21 protein-coding genes and 2 pseudogenes are annotated in these 25199 nt (G+C 42.5%); 4 read left to right on the top strand and 19 right to left on the bottom strand.

The genetic code is table 11. The features are described from left to right. Window positions 1-94 precede the first annotated feature (94 nt). Together rnpA and rpmH are read right to left on the bottom strand one after the other, a co-directional pair. Window positions 95-496, bottom strand: coding sequence for a ribonuclease P protein component (gene rnpA, locus AC0L46_RS08320; protein WP_317005567.1), 402 nt, complete (start codon window positions 494-496; stop codon window positions 95-97). Between the two features lie 8 nt (window positions 497-504). Continuing rightward, on the bottom strand, window positions 505-639 hold the full coding sequence (gene rpmH, locus AC0L46_RS08315; RefSeq protein WP_084035504.1) for a 50S ribosomal protein L34: 135 nt from the start codon (window positions 637-639) through the stop codon (window positions 505-507). A gap of 510 nt (window positions 640-1149) precedes the next feature. Here rpmH and dnaA point away from each other — a divergent pair. From dnaA to gyrB, 4 genes are all read left to right on the top strand, one after another. Next, on the top strand, window positions 1150-2706 hold the full coding sequence (gene dnaA, locus AC0L46_RS08310) for a chromosomal replication initiator protein DnaA (protein WP_414681578.1): 1557 nt from the start codon (window positions 1150-1152) through the stop codon (window positions 2704-2706). Window positions 2707-2738: 32 nt separating this feature from the next. Next, window positions 2739-3836 carry a DNA polymerase III subunit beta gene (gene dnaN, locus AC0L46_RS08305; protein WP_347983668.1) on the top strand — a complete coding sequence of 366 codons (1098 nt, stop codon included), beginning with the start codon at window positions 2739-2741 and terminating at the stop codon, window positions 3834-3836. Window positions 3837-3923: 87 nt separating this feature from the next. Further along, on the top strand, window positions 3924-5030 hold the full coding sequence (gene recF / locus AC0L46_RS08300) for a DNA replication/repair protein RecF (RefSeq protein WP_473502872.1): 1107 nt from the start codon (window positions 3924-3926) through the stop codon (window positions 5028-5030). Continuing rightward, window positions 5031-7454 (top strand): DNA topoisomerase (ATP-hydrolyzing) subunit B, encoded by a 2424-nt coding sequence (gene gyrB, locus AC0L46_RS08295; protein WP_473502870.1) that lies wholly within the window; start codon window positions 5031-5033, stop codon window positions 7452-7454. Window positions 7455-7583: 129 nt separating this feature from the next. Here gyrB and drt4 read toward each other — a convergent pair whose 3' ends face one another. The 17 genes and pseudogenes from drt4 to fmt form a co-directional block, all read right to left on the bottom strand. Beyond that, a complete protein-coding gene (gene drt4, locus AC0L46_RS08290; protein WP_473502868.1) occupies window positions 7584-9281 on the bottom strand; it encodes an antiviral reverse transcriptase Drt4 in 1698 nt (565 codons plus the stop codon). A 64-nt stretch (window positions 9282-9345) separates the two neighbouring features. Continuing rightward, a complete protein-coding gene (locus AC0L46_RS08285) occupies window positions 9346-9585 on the bottom strand; it encodes a hypothetical protein (RefSeq protein ID WP_473502866.1) in 240 nt (79 codons plus the stop codon). A 331-nt stretch (window positions 9586-9916) separates the two neighbouring features. After that, window positions 9917-10498, bottom strand: a complete 582-nt coding sequence (locus AC0L46_RS08280; protein ID WP_473502864.1) for a histidine phosphatase family protein — start codon at window positions 10496-10498, stop codon at window positions 9917-9919. Between the two features lie 120 nt (window positions 10499-10618). After that, window positions 10619-12592, bottom strand: a complete 1974-nt coding sequence (fhuB, locus tag AC0L46_RS08275) for a Fe(3+)-hydroxamate ABC transporter permease FhuB (protein WP_473502862.1) — start codon at window positions 12590-12592, stop codon at window positions 10619-10621. 8 nt (window positions 12593-12600) lie between these two features. Then, window positions 12601-13548: an iron-siderophore ABC transporter substrate-binding protein gene (locus AC0L46_RS08270; RefSeq protein ID WP_473502860.1), complete on the bottom strand. Its 948-nt coding sequence runs from the start codon at window positions 13546-13548 to the stop codon at window positions 12601-12603. After that, complete coding sequence (locus tag AC0L46_RS08265) at window positions 13542-14309, bottom strand: ABC transporter ATP-binding protein (protein WP_473502858.1); 768 nt, start codon at window positions 14307-14309, stop codon at window positions 13542-13544. Before AC0L46_RS08265 ends, AC0L46_RS08270 begins: the two co-directional genes overlap by 7 nt. After that, on the bottom strand, window positions 14297-15025 hold the full coding sequence (locus AC0L46_RS08260) for a siderophore ferric iron reductase (RefSeq protein WP_473502856.1): 729 nt from the start codon (window positions 15023-15025) through the stop codon (window positions 14297-14299). Before AC0L46_RS08260 ends, AC0L46_RS08265 begins: the two co-directional genes overlap by 13 nt. A gap of 17 nt (window positions 15026-15042) precedes the next feature. Then, window positions 15043-17148 (bottom strand): TonB-dependent siderophore receptor, encoded by a 2106-nt coding sequence (locus AC0L46_RS08255; protein ID WP_473502854.1) that lies wholly within the window; start codon window positions 17146-17148, stop codon window positions 15043-15045. Window positions 17149-17239: 91 nt separating this feature from the next. Then, window positions 17240-17851: a GyrI-like domain-containing protein gene (locus AC0L46_RS08250; RefSeq protein ID WP_473507123.1), complete on the bottom strand. Its 612-nt coding sequence runs from the start codon at window positions 17849-17851 to the stop codon at window positions 17240-17242. A 9-nt stretch (window positions 17852-17860) separates the two neighbouring features. Next, window positions 17861-17977 (bottom strand): annotated as a pseudogene (locus tag AC0L46_RS08245) (helix-turn-helix transcriptional regulator); the annotation flags it as partial. Continuing rightward, complete coding sequence (locus tag AC0L46_RS08240; RefSeq protein WP_473502852.1) at window positions 17956-18141, bottom strand: hypothetical protein; 186 nt, start codon at window positions 18139-18141, stop codon at window positions 17956-17958. The pseudogene AC0L46_RS08245 and the gene AC0L46_RS08240, both read right to left, overlap by 22 nt. A gap of 227 nt (window positions 18142-18368) precedes the next feature. Further along, window positions 18369-18926, bottom strand: a complete 558-nt coding sequence (gene gmhB / locus AC0L46_RS08235; RefSeq protein ID WP_473502850.1) for a D-glycero-beta-D-manno-heptose 1,7-bisphosphate 7-phosphatase — start codon at window positions 18924-18926, stop codon at window positions 18369-18371. 54 nt (window positions 18927-18980) lie between these two features. Next, window positions 18981-19451 (bottom strand): Cys-tRNA(Pro) deacylase, encoded by a 471-nt coding sequence (gene ybaK / locus AC0L46_RS08230; RefSeq protein WP_414681559.1) that lies wholly within the window; start codon window positions 19449-19451, stop codon window positions 18981-18983. A 39-nt stretch (window positions 19452-19490) separates the two neighbouring features. Continuing rightward, window positions 19491-20938, bottom strand: a pseudogene (locus AC0L46_RS08225) (TrkH family potassium uptake protein). 112 nt (window positions 20939-21050) lie between these two features. Then, complete coding sequence (gene trkA / locus AC0L46_RS08220; protein ID WP_317005584.1) at window positions 21051-22424, bottom strand: Trk system potassium transporter TrkA; 1374 nt, start codon at window positions 22422-22424, stop codon at window positions 21051-21053. Window positions 22425-22811: 387 nt separating this feature from the next. Continuing rightward, window positions 22812-24161: a 16S rRNA (cytosine(967)-C(5))-methyltransferase RsmB gene (gene rsmB / locus AC0L46_RS08215; protein WP_473502848.1), complete on the bottom strand. Its 1350-nt coding sequence runs from the start codon at window positions 24159-24161 to the stop codon at window positions 22812-22814. Next, the gene (gene fmt, locus AC0L46_RS08210) at window positions 24161-25156 is read right to left on the bottom strand and encodes a methionyl-tRNA formyltransferase (protein ID WP_473502846.1); all 996 of its coding nucleotides are present in this window, start codon (window positions 25154-25156) and stop codon (window positions 24161-24163) included. Before fmt ends, rsmB begins: the two co-directional genes overlap by 1 nt. Between the last annotated feature and the right edge of the window lie 43 nt (window positions 25157-25199).

Genomic DNA, 25199 nt, shown 5'->3' with positions numbered 1-25199 from the left:
GGTATTCAACTAATTTGTTTGGTTGGACAATAGGTTCAGAGAACCCTGATTAAAATCACGCGTTATTAAAACAGCCTTTGGCAGTTTTTTCAGCCTATTTTTGCTTAGAGTGCTCGCGTTTTTTATTTTGAGATGGTTTTAGCGCTTTTTTTGCCAGTTGGCTCCATGCTTTATCGAGTCGACTGTGCAAATTAGGGTTATCCAGCTCTTTGATTCCTTGGCGCGCCAAGAAAACAATATCGAGACCTGCAAGAGGGGTTTTGTGGTGACGAAAGGAATCACGCACCAAACGTTTGATACGATTCCTGCCTACAGCACGTTTATCCGTTTTTTTAGACACAATAAGACCTAACCGAGTTTGGTTATCATCTCTTTTTCGTGCCAATAAAAGGAATTCGCCTGCAAAGACTTTTGCGGAGGTGTTGTTAAAGACTGATTGATAATCCCCGGCATTCAGAAGTCTGACATGCCGGGGAAAACAATAATCATCGGTCATCAGCGTGTTTATGCGCTTAATACCTTACGGCCGCGAGCACGACGACGAGCGACGATTTGACGTCCGCTTTTAGTAGCCATACGAGCACGGAATCCGTGGTTACGTTTGCGTTTTAAAACGCTAGGTTGGAAAGTTCTTTTCATCGTTCTTCTCTCACTGAAGCAGTGTTTCAGTTTTGAGGGTTAGCGGTCGCCAAGCCTCTACATTTGATTGTTAAATCAGGGCGCGGATTTTAGAGCCTTTCCCCAGTAAATTCAATGCTTAACCTCGTTATTTTGTTAAATAAATAGACACACAATCCATTACATGCTTATGCACAGACTTTTACCCCTTTAGTGGATAAAAAATTTTAAAAATCAAAAATATATCCACAGGTTCCGTTTTTTTTGAATTAATGTGTATAAAAATCAGAGGGTTATTTTTAATATTTTTTGTGAGTAAGTTAAAAATAACAAAATTTTAAGTGTGTATAACCTAGTGTTTTATGCACAAAATATATTTTTTATCTACTGCTGTGTATAACTTTAGGTGTTATGAACATTTTCTCGTGGAAGAAGTGTTTTGCTTTTATTCTATTTATGTGTGGATAACTTAAATTGTCCGATGTAAAATCCGCTTCTTATCTGCCATTCAACTCAAGGAGTACGTCTACAGTGTCTTTGGAGCATTGGGATCTTTGTCTGCAGCGTTTGCAGGGGGAGTTTTCCACATCTCAGTTCAACACCTGGATTCGTCCATTACAGGCTGAAATGATGCCTAACGGAGAGTTGTGCCTAAGTGCACCGAACCGATTTGTGTTGGATTGGGTGAGCAATAAATATCAAACGCGCATTAAAGAGCTATTGTCCGAATTTGCTGGCGATGGTCTTGCCCCTACATTAAAGCTTGAAGTCAAAGCGCAAAGTTTTGCACAAGCGGGCTCTATGTCACCGCCTCCTCCACCTGTTTCGAATGAGCCCAGCCCTAGCCCTTTAAATAATGAAGTGGCGAGAGAGTCTGGCTATCGTCCTGGTTTTGGTTTAATGGATGATGAAGAAGGTACGCCTCACGCGGACCTTGAGTTTGAAGCCCCGCTTACTCTTTCACCAACAGGCAAAGGACTCAGTGGTGATCTTGAACCTTACGAACAAGGACAACTGCCTTTGTCAGCGCCGAAGCGTAAGGTACAAGTAGAAGGTGGTATTAATCACGGAGCCAACCTGAATAACTCATTTACCTTTGATAACTTCGTCGAAGGTAAATCGAACCAACTAGCTCATGCTGCCGCATTGCAAGTAGCAGAAAATCCAGGCGGTGCTTATAACCCACTCTTTATTTACGGTGGCGTTGGTCTGGGTAAAACTCACTTAATGCAAGCCGTTGGTACAGAGCTAATGCGCCATAATCCGAATGCGAAAGTGGTTTATCTGCACTCAGAGCGTTTTGTGGCAGACATGGTTAAAGCGTTGCAATTAAACGCCATTAATGACTTTAAACGTTACTATCGCTCAGTTGATGCTTTATTGATTGATGATATTCAGTTTTTTGCTGGTAAAGACCGAACACAAGAAGAATTTTTCCACACCTTCAATGCTTTGCTAGAAGGTGGTCAGCAAATGATTCTGACTTGTGACCGCTACCCGAAAGAGATTCAAGGTTTAGAAGACCGTTTGAAATCCCGCTTCGGCTGGGGATTAACGGTTGCCATTGAACCGCCAGAACTGGAAACACGAGTCGCAATCTTAATGCGCAAAGCGGATGAAAGTGGTATTAAGTTATCCTATGATTCTGCTTTCTTTATCGCGCAGAAAATACGCTCCAATGTGCGAGAATTAGAAGGTGCTTTGAAACGCGTTATTGCCAACTCTCATTTTACGGGAAGAGCCATTACGCCAGATTTCGTCCGCGAATCATTAAAAGATCTTTTGGCCTTGCAAGATAAGTTGGTGAACATTGATAATATCCAACGAATTGTGGCGGAATATTACAAAATTAAGATCAGTGACTTGCTGTCTAAACGTCGAAGTCGTTCAGTTGCTCGCCCTCGCCAAGTGGCCATGTCATTAGCGAAAGAGCTTACGAATCACAGTTTGCCAGAAATTGGTGATGCATTTGGTGGTCGTGACCATACGACAGCCTTGCATGCGATTCGTAAAATTAAAGAACTGCAAGATACCGATTCCGATATCCGTGAAGATTACAAACAATTAATGCGAATTCTGACCACTTGATGGTCTAAGACTTTGAGTTTACGAGGAAAATAATGAAATTTTCAGTCGTCCGCGAGACACTTCTCAAGCCACTACAACTCGTAGCAGGCGTGGTAGAGCGCAAACAAACAATGCCAGTCTTGGCCAATGTTTTGGTAGAAGTTAAAGACCAAGTACTGACTTTAACTGGCTCAGATTTAGAAGTAGAGTTGATTGGCCATGTGCCACTAGATGAGTGTGAAGAAGGTCGTATTACGGTTCCTGCTCGTAAGCTAATGGATATTTGCAAAAGCCTACCAGACAGCGCTGTGATTGAGTTCACATTGGATGACCAAAAAGCCGTCATTCGTTCTGGTCGTTCACGCTTTAGCTTATCCACATTGCCTGCTGATGAATTCCCAAATATCCAAGACATGCAAGGTGACCTAACGGTTGCGATTGCACAAAACAGCGTACGCCGTTTAATCGACCGTACGGGTTTTGCCATGGCGAACCAAGACGTTCGTTATTACCTAAATGGTATGTTGCTAGAAGTGGCAGACGGCCAATTACGCGTTGTTGCAACTGACGGGCACCGTTTAGCAACAGCGGTTGAAGATGCTCAAGTATCTGGTGATTTGACGCAAGTTATCATGCCTCGTAAAGGCGTTTTAGAATTGAATCGCTTACTAAGCGATACAGATGACGTTGTTGAGTTATCAATAGGTACAAACCACATTCGTGCAAAAGTAGCGGATTACATTTTCACTTCCAAGCTGGTGGACGGTAAATTCCCTGATTATCATCGAGTGATTCCACGTAATAACGAGAAAATCGTCATTGCGGATCGTTTAGAGCTTCGCCAAGTATTCTTACGTGCTTCTATCTTGTCGAATGAGAAATACCGTGGCGTTCGTCTGATTCTTTCTAATGGCATGTTGCAAGTCTTTGCGAACAACCCAGAGCAAGAAGAAGCAGAAGAATCCGTATTGGTTCAATACCAAGGCGATAACATCGAAGTAGGCTTTAACGTCGGTTACTTGCTTGATGTTCTTGGCGTTGTTGATACGCAAGAAGTACGCTTGTCATTAAACGATGCAAACAGCAGTGCTTTGATCGAAGAAGCTCAAAGCCATGCAGCACAATACGTTGTGATGCCAATGCGTCTCTAATGAGATGAATGAGAAAACCCCCGTTTGGCGTTTTATCGCGTTAAAAGCCAAACGGGTCTTCCCTACCCTGATTAAGGTTTAAGCGTTATGCCACTGGTGCGTCTGGACATTTCTCATGTTCGCAACCTTTCAAGTGTGCGTTTTGAACCTTCACCCCAAGTGAATGTGATCGTTGGCAAAAATGGCAGTGGAAAAACGTCCATATTAGAAGCCATTCACCTGTTATCTTTCGGTCGCTCTTTTCGTAGCCACAAACATAAAACCTACATTCAGCATGAAACAGAGCATTGTTTGGTGTTTGCTCAATTACATCAAGAACATGGCAGTCCCATTCCCGTCGGTTTGCAGCGTCACCGTGATGGTCAAATTGATGTGCGTATCCAAGGTCAACGGGCGCAATCTGTTGTTGAGCTTGCTGAACGTCTTCCAGTACAGCTAATTAACCCTGATACTTTCCAATTATTAGAGGGTTCACCCAGCATCCGACGCCAATTTATCGACTGGGGAGCCTTCCATTTTGATAAAGACTTCATTCAGGCGTGGCGAGGGTGGCAAAAAGCATTAAAACAGCGGAATACCTTGCTCAGACGTGGTAAAATGTCTGACAGTTTATTAGCGGCATTCGATCAAGAATTAATTCGTCTTGGCGAGCAAGTGAACGAGTCTCGAAAAGCCTATGTTGAAAAGCTAATACCGCATTTTGTTCAGGTATTATCTTTGTTAACAACGGAGCTTTCGGTGGATTTACAGTTTTTTCAAGGCTGGGATTCGCAGAAAAGCTTACAAATGGCGGTTGAGGCTGGGCGTAGCCGAGATATTGAACTTGGTTACACTCATACTGGCCCGCAAAGAGCAGATTTAAGAGTAAAAACAGCAACGGGTGATGCGTTAGATACGCTGTCTCGTGGACAGCTCAAACTTGTGGTTTCAGCACTCAAAATTGCCCAAGGGCAACTGCTGATCGACATGGGGCGTCCTTTGGTGTTTTTGGTAGATGATTTACCCGCTGAGTTAGACGCTAACCACAGACAGAAACTCTGTCAGTTGTTGGAGTCGTTAGAGAGTCAAATTTTTATTACCAGTGTTGAGCCTGATACAACCGATTTTACTTGGGCCAACACAACAGACGTTCGCCAATTTTCAATGAATAATGGCGAGCTGTCTTTATTGAGCAATGGTTTGCAGGAGAGTTAAATGAGTGAAAATAATTACGATTCGTCCAGTATCAAGGTGCTCAAAGGGCTAGATGCCGTACGTAAACGTCCAGGAATGTACATTGGTGATACAGACGATGGTACTGGTTTGCACCACATGGTATTCGAAGTTGTCGATAATTCCATTGACGAAGCGTTAGCAGGTCACTGTGACACTATTACTGTCCTCATCCACCCTGACGAATCGATTTCTGTATCAGATAACGGTCGTGGTATCCCAGTTGATATGCACGAAGAAGAAGGCGTTTCTGCTGCCGAAGTTATCATGACGGTATTGCATGCCGGCGGTAAATTTGACGATAACTCTTATAAAGTATCTGGCGGTTTGCACGGTGTGGGTGTTTCGGTTGTAAACGCCCTATCTGAAAGTTTGACTCTAACCATTCGTAAGAATGGCAAAATCTACGAACAAGATTATGTGCATGGTGTGCCACAAGCACCATTGGCGATCGTCGGTGATACTGACGGCGCAGGTACAACGGTTCATTTCAAACCTTCTGCTGAAACCTTCAGCAACATTCTTTTCATCTACGATATTTTGGCGAAACGTCTTCGTGAGTTGTCATTCCTAAACTCTGGTGTGGCGATTCACTTGAAAGATGAGCGCAGCGGTAAAGAAGAATTCTTTAACTATGAAGGTGGTTTGCGTTCTTTTGTTGAGCATTTGAACACCAACAAAACGCCGATTAATGACATTTTCCACTTCATTTGCCAGCGTGATGACCTAGAAGACGGCATCGCAGTAGAAGTGGCATTGCAGTGGAACGAAGGCTTCCAAGAAAACATTTACTGTTACACCAACAACATCCCTCAGCGTGATGGTGGAACACACTTAGCCGGTTTCCGTGGTGCTTTAACCCGTACTCTAAACAACTTCATTGAAAGTGAAGGCTTGGCGAAGAAACAAAAAGTCGCAACAACAGGCGATGACAGCCGCGAAGGTCTAACCGCCATTGTGTCTGTGAAAGTGCCAGACCCTAAATTCTCTTCTCAAACCAAAGACAAGCTGGTTTCTTCTGAAGTGAAAACAGCCGTTGAGCAAGAAATGGCAAAACGCTTTGCTGAATACCTGCTTGAAAAACCAAACGAAGCGAAAATCATCGTAAACAAAATGATCGATGCTGCTCGTGCTCGTGAAGCAGCGCGTCGTGCCCGTGATATGACACGTCGTAAAGGTGCATTAGACATCGCAGGCTTGCCAGGTAAATTGGCTGACTGTCAGGAAAAAGACCCAGCGCTTTCTGAAATCTACCTAGTGGAGGGTGATTCCGCTGGTGGTTCTGCGAAGCAAGGTCGCGACCGTCGTACACAAGCGATTCTGCCGCTTAAAGGAAAAATCCTAAACGTCGAAAAAGCGCGCTTTGACAAGATGCTTTCTTCAGCGGAAGTAGGCACTCTGATCACCGCATTAGGTTGCGGTATCGGCCGTGACGAATTCAACGCTGATAAATTGCGTTACCACAGCATCGTTATCATGACCGATGCCGACGTGGATGGATCACACATTCGTACCCTGCTTTTGACTTTCTTCTTCCGTCAAATGCCAGAGATCATCGAACGTGGTCATATCTTCATTGCTCAACCGCCTTTGTTCAAAATCAAACGTGGTAAGCAAGAGCAATACATCAAAGACGAAGCGGCTTTGGATCAACACTTGATCGAAGTGGCTTTGGATGGCGCTCACATGCACGTAAACGAAGATGCTCCAGGTATTCAAGGCGAACCATTAGCGAAACTGGTTCGTGATTACATCAAAATTGAAGCAGACCTAGAACGTTTGGCTCGTGTGTATCCAAAAGATGTTATGAGCAAACTTCTGTACTGCAAACCACTGACTCAAGAAGATTTGGTGAAAGAAGACTTTGTTGCTGAATGGGTTGAAGCGATTCGTAGCCAAATGCCACAAGATGCACGTACAGGTTTCCGTTTTGACTTCTCTGTTGAGAAAGACGAAGAGCGTAATATCTTCTTACCTGTTGTCGATATCATGTCTCACGGCGTATCAAACCGTTACCGCTTTGAAGGCACTTTCTTCAACTCTCCGGAATACAAACGCATTGTGACCATGGCAGAAACGGTTGAAGAATTGTTTGGTGATGAGTCTTACATTCAACGTGGCGAGCGTCGCGAGCCAGTCAACACGATCAGTGACATGAAAGCCTGGTTGATGAAAGAAGCCTCTCGTGGCATGACCATCCAGCGATACAAAGGATTGGGAGAGATGAACCCAGAGCAACTTTGGGAAACCACAATGGACCCAGATGCTCGTCGCATGCTACGCGTTACCATCGACGATGCCGTTGCCGCTGACCAAATGTTCACCACTCTAATGGGTGATGAAGTAGAGCCTCGCCGTAACTTCATCCAAGACAACGCCTTAAGCGTCGCCAACCTAGACGTTTAATCGCCTTAAGGTTGAATCAAAAAAGCGGTTAGAGTAAAAACTCTAACCGCTTTTTTGTGCCCTCAGATTATAAAAAACATCACTTGTATGTAGGGCATGATGAGGGAGGAACGACCGTGATCTGCCGCTTTATGATGATTTCTGATTATTTAAAGAATCCATAAAAGCTTCTATATCTATGTGACTGAAAATAAAAGAGTTAAGCTTTTCTTCACATTCTGTTTCTGCTTTTGTGACTGTGTCGTCAGGAATAAAGTTCACAGCATACTCTTTTAGAATAGAGAAAGCTTTGTCATTGCAATAGCCCTCTGGAAGATCATTGTTAAGAAACAATTGGTATAAGAGTAGCCAATAGTTGTCTTTTCTGTAGTCGTCACTTTCCTCCACTATTTCCTGAGTAAACTGGATGACCTTTTCTTTCTGCTTCAAGAAAGAATATAAAATGGTGATCGATACGCAGTCTTTACTGTCTAGGACAGCTTGAATAGCTTCTTCTGATGGCTGCTGACTATGGTGCTTTAGGATATGCAAAGGCCAAGACATGCCATCAGATCTTAGTTGTTTAGCGTTTTCGATAATAATTAGATTTAGTTGATTAAATTGGTTATCGAAATTGAAATGTTCATACTTATTTAGTTTGTCTAATAGTGTCGATATAAATGGTATGAGTGTTGGGTAGTGCCATGCTAGATTGATGACTAAATCTAATACCGAAAAAGCTGCACTATAATCCAGATCATTCACAACTAAACGTAATGCATATTTTAAAACACTTCCATCTGGTGATAATTCGTTTAGCTTGATAGCGTAATTTATAAAAGTGATGGTCTCAGCGGCATTAAGTTTCTCTTCTGTTCCTTCTGGCTTTGCATGTTTGCTTGGTAATGCTGCTAATAATTTTAATATCCAATCATCTTGGCTAGAGCAAGGTAGCTTGGTAATTGCTGTTTTGTGAAGGTTTAGAGTTAATTTATAAACGGCTAATTCTTTTCCTAGCTGTAATATGAATTCTTGTGCTGCTTCATAACTTGGGCAAAAGCATGTGTAATCATCAACGTAACGCTCGAATTTGAAATTTCTTTTGCATAGAGCTTTATCTACTTCTTGAAGAATAAGTTCGGCTACAATACTTGATGAGGCTGGCCCTATAGGAATTCCTTGAGTTTCATTTCTTTTACATTTTCTTTGGTATTTATCTAAGTCGTTATGCCACCCTGACTTTATGTCTGCTTTTGCTTTGTCAAAACCCACAAGTGCCCATGGGATAGCATGGGTATAAATGCTGTTAAAACAATTTGCTATATCTGTTGATACTTTAAATTTCATACCGAAACTAGAGTGAATGTGTCTGTTCGTTTGTTCAAGAGGTTGCTCACCATAGTTCATTACCATGATACGTCCATCATGAGACTGCTGGGGAATGACGTGGCTGTAGCTACTGTGTTGGATATGCTTAATATCATCCCAGTTATCATGAATACATTTAGCAAGAAGAGAATAGGCTTTGGGGTGAATTAAAGACAAAGTGCGAGGCATATTATTGAAACGAGTGGCTTTATATTCAACAACGTCATAACCCATCTGACGACCATTTGATCCTTCAAATCTGTTTTCTTCCTCCCCTGTTTTAGGAGGCTTATTTTTGAAACCATCGTCGTTTGCTATTAACTCGCAGATATCTGGAGTGAATTGGCGTGTACTGATACAAGGAGGCAGTTCTCCATCACCTTTATTGTCGACAATGGAGCCTTTTTGATTAGGAAAGTAATTGAACCTAGTAAGCGCTTGATAAAGGTCTAGCTTTTCATTACGTGAGATCGTGGTCATAAAATGAATCCTTTCAGTACTGTTAAACATAAAGCTAATTTGACCATGATGAATTGAGTCTGAATTAGTTTCCTCTGATATGAGTAATAGAATTTATTTGTAAGTTGTCCCCTTCTAGCTCGTAGGCTTTACCAAAGCCTTTAACAAAACGCCCTGATGTTGGCGTGAGCTGAAATAAAACAAAATCACCTAACTGACTGAGCTGTGTGACTTGGTCTCCCAACTTCTCTGTCATAGCCTGGATTACAGGCTGCCATAGCGCTTCATCTCTTGAAATAACATTTGATGTTATTTGGTAACTCAATCGCAATCTGGCAAAAACGTTAGCGCAGTTGTCCTCATCTTCTATAAATAGCACAGAGGAGGATCATCTATTAGGTTTTGAGTATGCAAGGCTAATCCACTAATGAAAATATAAAGGTGCTGATCATAAGTGACAAAAGGGGCATAGGAAGCAGAAGGTAATTTATCTTCTGTAAGAGTAGAAAGCATTAAGCTCTTTCAGCTTTGTATAAAGACCTCAATTTCTTCGATTACCTTTTGTCCTAGTTTTACATTGGTCATGAAAGTTTTACTCACTTATTTGTATGTAGATTACACCTAATCGCATAATAACATGGGAATTTAGTTCGTAATCAGTTTTGTGTATTTGGCTCAGAAAAAATGGTGTATTCACCATTTTTAGGATCAGGTAAGGAGGATAAGTCGCTGAGTGGTGTGGATTTATAATAGGCGACAGCGGCTTTGATGGCGATCCAATGGGACACTATCAATATGTTCTTCCCCTTCTCTTTTGAAAAAATCGCCTGTAATTCGGAGACGACTCGATCCTGTAGTTGTTGATAGGTTTCTGCGCCAGCTAAATTGAACTTGTCTTGTTCTTGCCAAAAGTAATGGTATTGCTGAGGATCAGATAATAAGGTTTCCGGTTTTGTTTTTCCTTCCCAAGGCCCAAGGTTAATTTCTTTTAAGTTGTTTGAAATAACGACATCTATATCTCGTTGATCAATGATGAGTGCGAGAGTGTCTTGAGCCCGCTGCAAAGGGCTGACATAGGCTTTATGTATTTCATAACCTTGCAAAGCTTGTTTGGTGTCTAGAGCTTGTTCTTTGCCCTTTTGTGTCAGAGGCGAGTTTTTATGGCCTTGTAGCCGGTGTTCTTTATTCCACTCGGTTTGGCCGTGTCTAACTAAGAATAGATTGGTTACGGATGACATGTGGGTTCCCTATTAGATCGACACTGTGTTGCTTGTTCATAATATATCTTACTGAGCGGAGGTTGTATTAAGGTTACAGTCTTTATATCAGTAATTAAGCTGGGAGCCGCTATCGAAAAGCTAGCGACTAAGACTTCTACGATTCCTAAGTAGGATAAGAATAAAATACGCCCCACCGATAATCGCCACCATGGTTCCTGCTGCCAATTGATTAGGGTGGATAAGGTTTTGTCCTAGCCAATCAGAGAATTGCAGTAAGCTGGCACCAAGCAAAGCAGAAACAGACAGCTGTGATAACACAGTTCGAGCACCTAACAGGCTCGCTAAGTGTGGAGCCACAATGCTGATAAACACAATAGGGCCAAGTAAGGCGGTAACAGATGCACATAAAGCGGCGGCCAGCATGAGTAATAATACAAAGTTTGGTCGTACCGCAACGCCACGAGCGGCGGCCGTTACTTTCCCCATAGACATAAGGGTGAGTACTTTGTGCAAACTAAGACTGAGCAATATCAATACGCTACTGACCACACATAAGAGTACAGCTTGATCGGATGTCACTCGATAAGTGGAACCTGCGAGCCAACGTAAAATGTCGTAAACTTCATCTGTACCTTTCATTAGACTAAATTGAACCAGTGTTTCTATTAAGGCAGACAAGGCCACACCAGTAAGTATCATTGGCGCGGCTGCGAAGCGGAAACGACGACCTAATAGAAGTAGAATAAACAGCACTGTCATACTGCCAACAAAGGCAACCAGCGGGCCAAGTTGCCCCATACGAATGCCAAAGTAAGCACTGAATCCCACCATGGCTAATACGGCCCCAGCGGATAGACCAAGTAAGTCTGGGCTCGCCAATGGGTTGTGAATCAGCCTTTGCATAATCACACCAGATACCGCCATAGCGGCTCCTGCAGATAAGGCGGATAATAAACGTGGCCACTTTAGTTCCCAGCTAAATTCATTGGGAAGGTGCAAAACAAAGTGATCGAGTTCAAAGTGAGAAAAGATGCCAAGCAGAATAATCATAATGAGTAAGGCAAAGACAAAACATAGGCCTTTTTGACTCAGGTGTGATTGCCCACGAATGGTCTGAAAGCTGGTATTCGTTTCTTGGTTTTTCTGGCGCAATATTAGCCAGATTAGCATTGGGGCCCCGAGCAATGCGGTGGCGAGTCCCGTTGGTACGATATCGAAACTGAATGTACCAATAAACAAGGCCAAATTGTCCGCCATGATAAGAATTAATGCACCCAGTAAGCTTGACCAGTAAAGCTCTGAGGTGGCGGTTCGAGCACCAATTAATCGCGCCAGATTGGGTGACACCAAACCTAAGAAACCAATAACGCCCACCATGGTAATGGCGGCGGATAACATCCAAAGTCCACACAACATTAATATTAGAAAAAGAGCAGTGACATTTAGGCCTCGTCCTTTCGCGCCGCTTTGCCCTAGGCGTAATAAGGTCAGCGGTTTTCCTGCATAGAGTAATATGGCAATACCAACCAAGCAGTGTGGCCATAACCAATGAAATTTGTCCCAGCCATTTTGGCTAAGATCCCCTGCTCCCCAAATAAATAAGTTCTGGGCGTATTCTTCATTTAAGAGAATGAGCGCAGTGGTTATAGCGCCAAATAGAAGGTTCACCGCCATTCCAGAGAGAACAATGGATAAACCTGTGAGCTGTCGGATTCCGCTGATAAGTAGCACTAATCCCAATGCAAGTAAGGAACCTGACATCGCCGCTAAGGCTTGATAATGAGTTTGGCCTTCTGGCCAAGCAATAGATAAAACAATCAAACCTAACCAAGCACCACTGGATGTTCCGAGAGTGGTGGGAGATAGCAGAGGATTACGAGTGAGTTGCTGAATAACACTGCCGATCAAGCCAATACAAGCGCCTACTAGCAATGCCATTGCTAATCGCGGTAAGCGTGAAAATGCCCAATCAATTTGGTCGAAATCTTGTTCTACATGACCTTGGAGTATTTGCCATTGGGTCATTAGGCTGAGGTTTGAGTCAATTTGCAAAAAGCTAAAAGCAAACAAACACAGGGCGATCATCGCCCCGTATTGTAATCTATTACTCATGGTGTTCATTATTTACCAGTGTTGTGTTCATTAGGAAGTGACAGCAGTGCGTCTGTCATAGCTTCGGCTAAGTATTGTAGTGACATAGCGCCACCGTATGTCCAAGTGGAGGCGATAGGTGCCACTTTGCCTTGCTGAACAAATGGCATGGCTTTCCATAATGGGGACGCATTCAGTTTCTCTTCTTCATAGAAAGGTTGGAAGTAGAGCAACACATTGTCATCAACGGAACGTAAGAATTTAATTTTCTTTTGAGTCACGCCCCATTGGGTGTTTTTAAGTGACAAAGCATTGTCGATGCCGAGCGCATTAAGTGCGTATTCAGGCATGGCGTTTTTGCCATAGACGTAAGCAGATGTGGTGTTAGCAAATCGCATACTGGCGACTTTTGGCATGCCTTCTGGGTATTTTGCTTTCAGTTTGGCTTTAAGCTGATTCAGTACTTTTGTTCGGTTTGCTAGCTTTTCGGTGGCAATGTCTTGTTTATCCAATAAGGTGGCGATGGTTAGGAAAACTTGATCGGCGGCTTCTGCATTGTTGTGGTCTTTCTGATAGGTATTGAAAAAGACAACCGGAGCGATTTTTTCTAGTCTTGATTTTATTCCTTCTAATGCCGCACCGATTAGAATCACATCTGGCTTGAGTTGGGCGAGTTTTTCTAAATTAGGCTCTGCTCTATCACCTATGTCTTGGCTGGAAGCTGGTAAAGCTGGTCGTGTTACCCATTCTTCATAGCCTTTCATATCCGCCACAGCAATAGGCTCAACACCCAGTTCAATGACGTTTTCTGTTAGCTCCCAGTTTAAGCTGGCGACTCGTGTTGGTGCTTCGGAAAAGACTTTCTCGCCAAGGCTGTCTTCAATGCGAATATCAGCGTATAACGCGCTGCTAGCACAACATAGAATTGCAATAATCCCTTTCTTTATATGAGGTAATTTAGAAGTAAGTACTAACATACAATGGCCACCTTAGAGTCATGTTGAGGGTGTGGAATGAGAGACATTGGTACGCCGTATAAGGCTTCCAATTGTTTGGCTTCCATTAATGCATCTGGTGCACCTTGGAAAAGAACCTTGCCTTGTTTCATGGCTAATATGTGATCGGCGTAACGAGCTGCAAGATTGATATCATGAAGAATGAGGATCATCCCTTGGCCTGTTTCACGGTTTAGAGTTTGTAGCAAATTCATTAATTCATATTGATGAGCCACGTCCAATGCGGAAGTCGGTTCGTCTAATAACAACACTGGCGACTGCTGAGCAAGTAACATAGCAATCCAAGCTCGTTGACGCTCTCCTCCAGATAAGTCTTCTATAAATTGTTTGCTATAGCTTTCGATACCCACTTGTTGAATGGCGTTGCGTACTATTTCGGTATCTTCTTGCTGATGTTTTCCCCATGTTCCGCGCCAAGGGAAGCGTCCTAATTGAACAAGTTCTTCTACGGTGAGGCCGGACGAGCTGGGTAAATGCTGAGGTAAAAAAGCAATCTGCTGAGCCAAGGTTCTCTGTGAAAAATTCGTCAAGGCTTGGTTGTTGAAATGAATCTGTCCGTTGTCGGCTGTCATTTGACGGGCTAAACATTGCATCAGGGTGGTTTTGCCTGAGCCATTATGCCCTAGGATGATGGTAACCTTGTCGCTGGGAAGCATTAATTGAGGAATGTCCAAAATTCGTCTTTGGTTTCTTTCTATCAAAATCTTGGTTAATTCAAACATAGGGTTTCCTGAGACTTTTTATGTTGTCGAGGACAGTTAGCACAAATTTCGCCATCGTCACGGCGAAAATGCAAACAGCAGGTTCGTCGTATGAAACTCACCTTCTCAGCGTCTTGCTGTAATCTGTTTAGTGGCGCTAAAGGTAAATCTAAATGCTTGGCCCAAAGTGCGTATTCATGGCGCATGGCCTCTATCGAAGCGGAAGGATCCGCCAGTACTACGGTATCCATAATTTGATCGGCCAATAATGCTCGATACAGAGTTTGCCGGCCTCCATGAAGAGCCAAATGTGCTGTTTCATAGGCATTAAAAAGAATGGCTAATTTGCTGGCCGTATAAGCGACCAGTTCATGATGCTCAGCATGGAACCAATCACCTTCTGGTAACGCGTATCCTGCGATGTAATTGTGTTGTTGATATTGGTGTAACTGGTCGAGGGTTTTTGGTGTCTTCTTTAAATGATAAACACAAATCAGCGCCAAATAGATTGGCTGCCAACAGGATAATCCCCAAGATCTTACACGCCAATAAGGCGCACCCGTTTCCGGATGCGCCTCTTGTAGTGTGAGAGATAAATTCTTTAGGAATAGTTCAGCGGAAGAGGATGTTAATAACAAATCTTCTTCCTCTGAGATTTCCTCTAACCGCTTACCTTCTAAAGCAGCTATGTAGCCTTTACTCTCGATGAAAAGGTCATCTAATAAATGTCCTTTCATATTATGAAGTTAACCATTTAGAACTCATAACGCCCCTTCAACTCGAAAGAACGATCTGCGCCAGCCCAACAATATCCTGAGGTGTAGCAGCTGAAATAAGTTTCATCTAGGACATTAGACATTGAGAATTGAACACTTGCTCCTTTCCAGCTGGATGATAGCTGAGCCAAGTCATAGCCTATTGATAAATCAACTAGTTTGTATGGATCTAGAGTTCCTGAGTTTGCTGCATCGATTTGCATTTCACCAATGTAACGTACACCTAATCCAAATGAACTACCTATTAAACTACCGTCTTTAGGTTCATATGACAGCCAAGCGCTAAACTGCTTTTCTGGAATTCGAATAGGAGTAGTTCCTTCTAAACCAGAATTGTCTTTTGTTACTTCTACATCTTGTATATTCGCTGAAGCAGACAAACTGATTTCTTCAGACAATGACTTCTGTATCTCTAGCTCGATACCTCGTGAACGCAGCTCACCAACTTGGATTTTGTTTTGCTCATCATCAGGATCAGTTGTGAGTACATTTTTTTTGGTGATTTCATAAATAGCTAAATTCGTACTGAAATTATGGCCCGCATACTTTATGCCGGTTTCCCACTGTGCAGAAGTTGTAGGTACATAAGCGTTTCCAGAAGTATCTGTGCCCGATTGAGGCTCAAAACCTTCAGAGTAGCTAATATAAGGAGATATGCCGTTATCTAGTTCGTATAAAGCGCCAACTCGACCAGTTAATGCGTCCTGTTCTAATTCATACATTCCATATGTAACACTAGTACCTGTTTGTTGACTTTCGTATTGGTCATATCTTAGGCCCGCTAGTAGGACTAGTTGATCTAGGCGAACTTGATCCTGCAGGTAGAAGCCTAATTGCTTGTTAGCAATATCTACATCTGTATCACGATATATTCCTAAATCACTAACGACTACTTGGTCATAATCTGGGTCAAGTATGTCAATTGTGGGTATAGTTGTAGCTTGATCATAAATAAAGTTTGATCTTAGGCTGAAGAAGTCAATCCCCATCAGTAGGTTATGTTCAGTTTCCCCAATATCAAAAACTGTAGATAATTGGTTGTCTACTGATATTCCAAAAGCTTCTTCGTCCGTTGCGTAAGCATCCCTATATGCTGTTGTCCCTACAACTGAGTATGCATAGATTGACTCTAGATTTGACTGTGCGAATGAGAAGCGAGTGTTTTGTAAGAAGCTCCAGTTATTATTAATTTCATGGTCGAGCTTATAGCCAAAAAATAATACTTCTCGCTCATAAGAGTCATAGTTAATATCTCCAAAATAAGTGTCAGAGCTAAATTGACCATAATCTGTTGTACCCATACCAGGTAGAACACCATACGTCCCCATACTTGGGTCATTTTGGTAATATAAGTTAAGGTTTAAAAGTGTGTTATCAGTAATTTGGATATCCAAGGAAGGGGCAATCATAATACGCTCCTCCTCAGTCGTTTCAGCTTGCCCGTCTTTTTGTTTAATTAAGCCGATCACTCTGTAATTGACTGTGTCAGAAATTGTACCTGTAGAATCAAAAGAAGCTTCTTTTTTGTTATCACTTCCTGTAGCGAGCTCAATCACATTTTGACTTTCTTCTTGGGGCGATTTGCTAATCATATTCACCACCCCTCCAGGAGGAGTGCTACCGTATAGAGTAGAAGCAGGCCCTTTAAATACTTCTAGTTGGCTTATGGCTGATGGATCAACCTGTATTTGCAAGTTGTTGCCATTAGAAAGAAGTGGTAAGCCATCATAGTAAGTGTAGGTATTATCGAAGCCGCGAATATTAAAAAGATCTAGTCTGGTAATCGCCCCTCCACGAAGTTCTGTATTGACACCTGGTGTATAGCGAATAGCTTCAACTACGCTTTCTACTCCACGTTCATTTAGCTCTTCACTATCAATAATCGAAATCGCTTGTGGTGTTTCTTCTGGATCAAGCTGAGTTTTGGTGGCTGTGTTGCGGTACGTTTGGCCTTTTACTTCAAGTGTATCTAGCGTATCAAGGCTTTCAGTATCTGTACTTGTTTCTTCTGAGTAAGCCAAGGAAGTAGATGCAGCAATCGCTACAGCCAACAAAGTCGGTCTAAATGGTAAAGAAGGTTTCATTTTTGCTCCAATAATGAGAAACATTGGTGAGAATGATTGTCATTTTATTGCTGTGTGTGGAGTAAAACTTAACCTTTTGGTGCATAGTCACTTAATGCTTACGTGATTTTGACGCAATACGAGGTTCGATCGGCAGCCAATATTCCATATAACTGTTTTTGCAGTCTGGTTTGTAGTTCGGTGAATAGACTTCCAGTTCAAAGCCTGGAACATTGCGGTAATTTGATTCTGGTAACCAGTGAAAGAAGAACCACTCTACTGCGGATTCTAAAGCACTAACTTCACCATGAACTGGGATTACGGCATATTCCTGTTCAGGAATGAAAAGCGTGTTGTCTTGTAGCGCTTCATCCGTTGGATAACCTGCCCAATATAAAAGCTCATCTGGACGGTCGGCCCTTTCTCTTGTATCGATCACGCCCATTGGTCTTTGAATCAGTTGGTCAATATGAGAAGGATGTTTTTCTGCGAACCCTTTCCAAACAGTTGGCACTTGTTCTATGAAGTTTGGGGCCTCTGAAAAAGGTCCGAAAATCCAATCACAGTGCCCCATTAGTGTGAATGCAGGACGAGTTTCAATACGAATCTGGGTGAAAGGCGTTGGCGCTACCCAGCTGCGTTTTGGGGTGCAGTATTTAAGCGGTGTTCGTAGCCCGACTCTTTTTCCACGTTGGCGATATTCACGAGGCGAGCATTGGAACATTTGTTTGAATGCTCGGCTGAAGCTAATTTCGGATTCGAAGCCGCACAGAATCGCAATATCAATATGCTTACTTTGTGTATTAAGCAGTAGCTCAGCCGCGTTACTCAAACGCAACTCTCTAACATACTGAGCAACCGTAAGCCCTGTTGCACTTCCAAAAACTCGCTGAAACTGCCAACGAGACCAGCAGCTTTTTCAGCTAAATTGATGACATTGATCGGTTCATCAAGGTGCTCATGAATGTAGTCGAGCACTTTTTCAATGCGAGTTAATGTAGTGGAGTTTGGCATAAAAGGTAACTTTTCATTTAACAATGATTATCATTTGATTGTAGCATGATTGATTCTGATATTTGACTACTAAGATCACTTTTTAACCAAAATAATGAGCAATGTGTTTTCATTGTGAGGAAGGTTTTTTTATTAATAAATTTGTAAAAGGTACTGGGTAAGTTATTGGTTAGTAAGTAAACACAGCGAAAGTGTGTACTTACTAACTTTATTTTGTTGCTATTGAATTATGTATACTTAAACAAGGTTGCAATACTGAAGGCGGCTAAGTCTGTATAAACCGTGAATGGGAAATCTATTTTCTTATATTGAGTTTCACGGCCTTTTCCGGTTAACACCAACACAGGCGAACAACCACGAGCTTCGCCTGCCTGAAGGTCTCTTAGAGAGTCTCCAACCATAATCGCTGGGTGCTCTTGAAAAGATAAGCCAAGCTGCGCTTCGATTGCTTCTATCATGCCGCTTTTGGGTTTGCGACAAGTACAATTGTCATCTGGGCCATGAGGACAATATTCTATCCCTGAGATTTTGCCGCCCTCTTTTTCCACCAAACTGATCATCTTATCGTGCATGGCTTGAAGTGTTGCTTCGTCATAATAACCACGAGCGATACCTGACTGATTTGTGACAACAAAGATTTGAAAGCCAGCTTTTGATAACGCCGCGATGGATTTAATACTCCCAGGAATAGGTAGCCATTCTTCAACGGATTTTACATATTGATCTGAATCTTGGTTAATCACACCATCTCGGTCTAGCAGAATAATGGGCTTAGTATGTGCCATGAGAAATTGCCTTGCTATAAATATGAATGAAATAGAGAGTAGCTTGTTGAGAGATTAAGCTTGGCCAATGTCAGCGAATATTGCATTACGGCAAGTTTTACTGAGATCTTGAGGTGACAAGCCTATATCCAATCCTCGTTGTCCTCCACTCACATAGATTGTTGAAATGTTTTGCGCACTTTGGTCTATGCAAGTAATAAGGCTTTTCTTTTGTCCTATTGGACTGATTCCACCAACCAAATACCCCGTTAAACGTTCTGCTTCTTTCACATCGGCCATACGTAACTTTTTTACCTTGAAGGCACTAGCGGCGCGTTTCAAATTCAAGGTGCCTGTAACGGGAACAATGGCGACAAAGAATTGTTTGTCGTCAGTAACTAATAAGGTTTTAAACACAGACGCCGGATCAAGGCCAAGTTTCTGAGCGGCCTCTTCTCCAAAATTTGAGCAGTTAGCATCGTGCTCATATTCATGAATACTGAATGGTACTTTTTGCTTCTTCAGTTGGTTTATTGCTGGCGTCATGTGCTCTCTTTCACTCCTTAGAGACTATCTTTGTTGTGTTTACTTTTGCCAAAACATTGGGGTAAATAATACCAACAAAGTGAATACTTCTAGACGACCTAACAGCATAGAGAAACACAACATCCACTTTGCAGGGTCGCCAATGCTTTCAAAACTTGCCGCAACGTCCCCCAAACCAGGGCCAAGGTTATTTAGCGTGGCTGCCACCGCTGACCAAGCTGTTACTTGGTCTAATCCTGTTGCCATCAAGCCTATCATCAAAATGATATAGACCAGCAAGTAAGCAGAGAAAAAGCCCCATACAGCAGAAACGACTCGTTCTTGAATGGCCTTACCTCCAACCTTAACTGGAATGACTGCGTTAGGGTGGATCAATCGTTGAATTTCACGCATGCCCTGTTTAAGAATCAACAGAATACGAATAACCTTCATACCGCCACCAGTTGAGCTGGCACAACCGCCAACAAAGGAGGTAACGATTAATAAGAAAGGTAAAAAGTGTGGCCAGCTTGAGAAGTCGGATGTGCTGAATCCAGAGGTTGTTGCAATGGAAACACTTTCAAATACCGCATAGCGTAAAGAGGTTCCCCAATCAAAAGTGGCTGTCATTGCCAATACTAAAGTAGACAGCAAGACTGTGCTTGATAGAAGGAATAAGAAGAATCGTGCTTCAGGGTCTTTGAAATAATGCCAAACGCTCTTATGTCTCCAAGCGAAGAAATGCAGTGCGAAATTAAACGCGGAAACAATCATGAAGAAAGTACAAATAAGCTCAATAGCGACGCTGTCGAAGTAACCGATACTGGCATCGTGGGTGGAGAAACCACCAATTGCCACCGTTGAAAAACTGTGGCAAATAGCATCAAACAAGCTCATTCCAGCAATCCAATAACCTAAAGCACACACACTAGTGAGAGTTGCGTAAATGTACCAAAGGGCTTTTGCGGTTTCGGCAATACGTGGCGTGAGCTTAGTGTCTTTTACTGGGCCAGGTGTTTCTGCTCGGTAAAGCTGCATACCACCGATGCCTAACATTGGCATGATAGCCACGGCCAGAACGATGATACCCATACCGCCTAACCAAGTAATCCACTGGCGATAAAACAGGATAGATTTCGGTAAGTCATCGATCCCTGTCAAAATGGTCGCCCCCGTTGTTGTGAAGCCAGACATGGATTCAAACAAGGAGTCAGTAAAAGAAAGGTCTGGGTTTTCAGAGAGGAAAAACGGCACTGAGCCGAAAAGGCCAAGTACTGTCCAGAAAAGAACAGTGACCAAAAAACCATCTCGAATCTTTAATTCCCCCTCGCCTTTCGAACAGGGAACCAAAGTAAAAAACCACCTAATAAGTTGACTGCCAGTGCATACAAAAAAGCATCTAGCACGCCGTCGTTATAAATCAGAGAAACAATAATGGGAGGAATCAGCGAAATACTGAAAACCATAACCAATAAACCAATGACACGGGTGATGACACTAAAATGCATACTTGTTTCCTAGAGCCTAATAACATTGACTGATTAGGCGTCTGTTAAAATTCCAACAAACTTTGGCTTCCTACTCTTCTTCCGACAGAAAAAGAATGTACTTAAATATCACTTAAAAGAAAGTTAACCCTACTTGGAAAAGTTGTTCCACAGCAGGGATTTGCTTTTTATTGGTGACGAAAAGAATAACGTGATCTTCTGCTTGAATAACCAATTCGCTGGTGGCAATAATAAGGTCGTCTTCACGAACGATAGCACCAATGGTTGCACCTTCAGGAAGGTTAAGATTCGCGATGCTTCGCCCTACTACTTTAGAAGAACGATAGTCTCCATGAGCAACGGCCTCTAATGCTTCCGCAGCACCTTTGCGCATAGAGTGAACGTTCACAACGTCACCACGGCGAATGTAACTTAAAAGAGAGCTGATCGTCGTTTGCTGAGGTGAAATAGCGATATCTATCATGCCTTCTTGAACAATATCCACGTACGCCGGATTGTTGATAATGGTCATAACAGTACGAACACCGAGTACTTTTGCTAACATGGAAGACATGATATTGGCTTCGTCGTTGTTGGTTAGAGCACAGAACACATCTGTTGATTCAATGTTCTCCTCAAGCAACAGTTCTTGCTTAGAAGCGTCTCCATTCAGCACGATTGTGTTGTCTAATGTTTCTGATAGATAGCGACAACGCTCGGCATCTCGTTCAATGATCTTAACGCGATATTCTTTTTCTAGGCTCTGAGCTAAACGCTCACCGATGTTACCACCGCCTGCGATAATGATTCGACGATAAGGAATATCAAGCGGACGTAATTCACTCATAACATCAAGAACATCGCGCTGAGCCGTAAGAAAGAAAACCTCATCATTTGCGCGAATGTAGGTATTGCCGTCAGGAGAAATAGATTTTCCGTCTCGATAGATTGCGGCGATTCGTGTTTGAATCGATGGCATGTGCTCTTTTAAAAAGCTGATTTGCTGGTCAATCAGAGGACCGCCTTTTTCTGCTTTTACAACCACGAGCTGAACTTTACCCTCTGCAAACTCCATTACTTGCAATGCGCCAGGGTAACGAATCAATCTGCTTAAATGTTTGGTTACTTCTTTTTCTGGACTGATACGAACATCCATTGGCATTGCTTGGTCGCAGAATAACTCAGGGTATTTTGAATAAGCGCTGGAGCGGATACGGCCAATCTTTGTTGGTGTTTTAAATAGAGTGTGAGCTACCTGACATGCCACCATATTGGTTTCATCTTGGTTACTAACGGCAATGAGCATGTCGGCATCATTACAACCAGCTTGATCAAGCACGTCTGGGTGTGATCCATTGCCTTGTACTGTTTGAATGTCTAGCCTGTCTTGTAGCTCTCTAAGGCGATCTAAATCTTTATCAACAACTGTAATGTCGTTATCTTCACTTGCTAGGTTTTCTGCAAGCGTGGCACCAACCTGCCCCGCGCCTATAATAATGATTTTCATATTCTGCCTTAGAGCCGGATGTGTTTTGAGACTCTGCGTTTGGTGTTCTAGTTTGTTGTTTATCTAGGCTCTTGCGATCAATGGAATCACACCACAAGGCTTTTCATTAAGGTAGGTTAAGTTTAACCACTTAAGCAGAAATATTTAACTTGATCTTGGAAAATACTCGTAATTATTTTGGCTTATTCTCTATGGCCTTCGATTCTTAACATTTATTCTTGTTAAGCGTTTTTGGTCGGTATGGAAAGTGTTTGGCTTGAAGCTTTTTTAGCTGTTATAAGCAGATAAAAAATACCCGGCCAACTGTGTTCCATGTGAAACAGTTAGCCGGGTTATGTTTTAAAAGAAACGATTTATCAATGATTTGTCTGTACCTACCGAGAGGTCTTACTTATCTATTTTTTGCAGTAAGCAATAATAGAAACCATCATGGCCTTCTAGACTTGGGAATAGTTGGCGACCGTGACTAACAGGAACCCCCCACTCTAATTCAAAACCTAGATTAAGCGTCTTGAGCGAAACCTCTTTAGCATCGTGATGTTCTTCCAGAAACTGATGTACTTGCTGTTCATTTTCTTCTGGCATCAGTGAACAAGTTGCATAAAGCATAAAACCATTTGGTTTAAGTGTTTTCCAGACTTGGCTTACTATCTCTTTTTGTATTTCAACAAGTTCAGTGATGTCTGCAGGCTTGCGATTAATTTTAATATCTGGATTTCTACGAATCACCCCTGTAGCAGAACAAGGAACATCCAATAGAATTTTGTCGAATTGTTCTCCGTCCCACCAAGCATCTAGATCGCCAGCGTCTGCACAAATCAAATGAGCAGAATAGCCCAAACGCTCAAGGTTGGATTCTATTTTCTCCATTCGCCAAGGCTCTAGTTCAACAGCGGTTAATTCAATGCCCGTTGCTTTTTCTAAAAGGTGCCCTGTTTTTCCTCCAGGTGCCGCACAAGCATCAAGCACTTTTTCTCCAGATGTAGGAGAAAGAATATGTGCAGATAGTTGAGCCGCTTCATCTTGTACGCTAGAGAAACCTTCTTCAAAGTTTGGTAGCTCAGTCACTTTCACTGCCTTTCTTAGGTACAAAGCAGATGGAGAAAAGAGGCCTGTATCTGATTTTATGCCTAACTCTAGTAACTGTGCTTGGTATGTTTCACGTGAAACTGAACTTTCATTTACTCGAATACACATAGGTGGATGCGTATTGCTCGCTTCTATTATTTGCTCAAGATAGTCTGGCCAATGCTTATTAAAACGTTTTACTAACCATTTTGGATGGTTATATTCAACAGATGGCATAGATTCCAAGTTTGCTGTTATTTCATCCCCTTCCCTTTGGTAACGACGTAAAACAGCATTCATTAGTTTTGTCGCCCAGTCTTTCTTAAGTATCCGACAAGCTTCTACTGATTCATTCACTGCTGCGTGATCAGGAGTATTCATATAGCTAAGTTGGTATAGGCCCAAAAGAAAGGTCGCGTATAAATCTGTATCCTTTTCTTCAAAAGGATGTGAAAGCAAACTTAATGCAATGCTGTTCAGCTTTGGGTACTGACGACAAACACCAAAACAGAGTTCTTTCAATAAAGGGATATGTTCACTCGCCACGCTAGTTTGATGGCGAGCGAGTTGCGTACTTAAAGAACCTTGCTGAAGAAGAATATTAGCAATGATCTCTATGGCAACTTGTCGAGCGCTGTGCTGAATTGATGTTGTATCAGATGCTTTCATTATAATGTTTGCTCACCTTTGTTCATGCCTAAGCATTGGCCGATTTCCAAAGCCGATTTATGTTTACCATTTAGTGCATCTTGAACCTTCATTCGCTTCCCGCCTGCAAACTGTATTTCAGTAATCAATAAACTTCCTTTACCGGTTACAACCGTAATTCCCTGTTTATTAGACTCTAGAATCTCACCTGGTTTTTTAGCATTTTGATTATTACTTTCTGCCATTTTAGCGCTGTGTATTTTCATCACACCTTCACTGCTTGTTGTATAAGCAGAAGGCCAAGGCGATAGACCGCGAATTTGGCGCTCGATCAAGTCAGCAGACTCAGACCAAACAATATCCCCTTCTTGCTTTGTTAGCTTCGATGCGTAACAGGTTTGGCTTTCATCCTGCTGTTCTGGAACGAGCTCGTCCTCTTTGAGCTTTTTTAAGGCGGAAATCAGAGCCTCTCCACCCAAAGGCGCAAGACGATCATGAAGTGAAGCGTAAGTGTCTGTTGGGAGAATGTCGCAATAGGCTTTGAGTAACATGTCACCTGTGTCTAATCCCACATCCATTTGCATTATGGTGATGCCTGTTTGTTTGTCATCTGCGATCAAGGCGCGATGGATAGGAGCCGCTCCACGCCAACGAGGCAAGATAGAAGCATGCACATTGATGCAACCTAGTTTAGGTGTGTCTAAAACCGCTTTAGGTAAAATGATGCCGTAAGCTGCTACGATCATGATGTCCGCGTTTAGGTTTGCTAGAACTTGTTTATCTTCATCCAGTTTAAAGTTAATAGGTTGGAAAACCTCAATATTGTGTTCAACAGCCAACTGTTTTACAGGGCTTTGTACTAGCTTCTTACCACGACCTGCAGGACGATCTGGCTGAGTATAAACGCCGACTAATTCATAGTGATTAGCCTCTTGATGATCAAGCAATGCTTGTAAGCTTGCTGCTGCGAATTCAGGTGTTCCAGCAAAAACAATTCGAAGTTTTGTTTGTGACATAGATTGTTCCTTAATAAAAAAATCAGGCCAAGGCCTGATTTTT

This window comes from Marinomonas sp. 15G6-16 (assembly GCF_055809555.1).
Note: the sequence above shows the minus strand (reverse complement) of the source record. Positions and strands in the feature narration are given on the sequence as shown.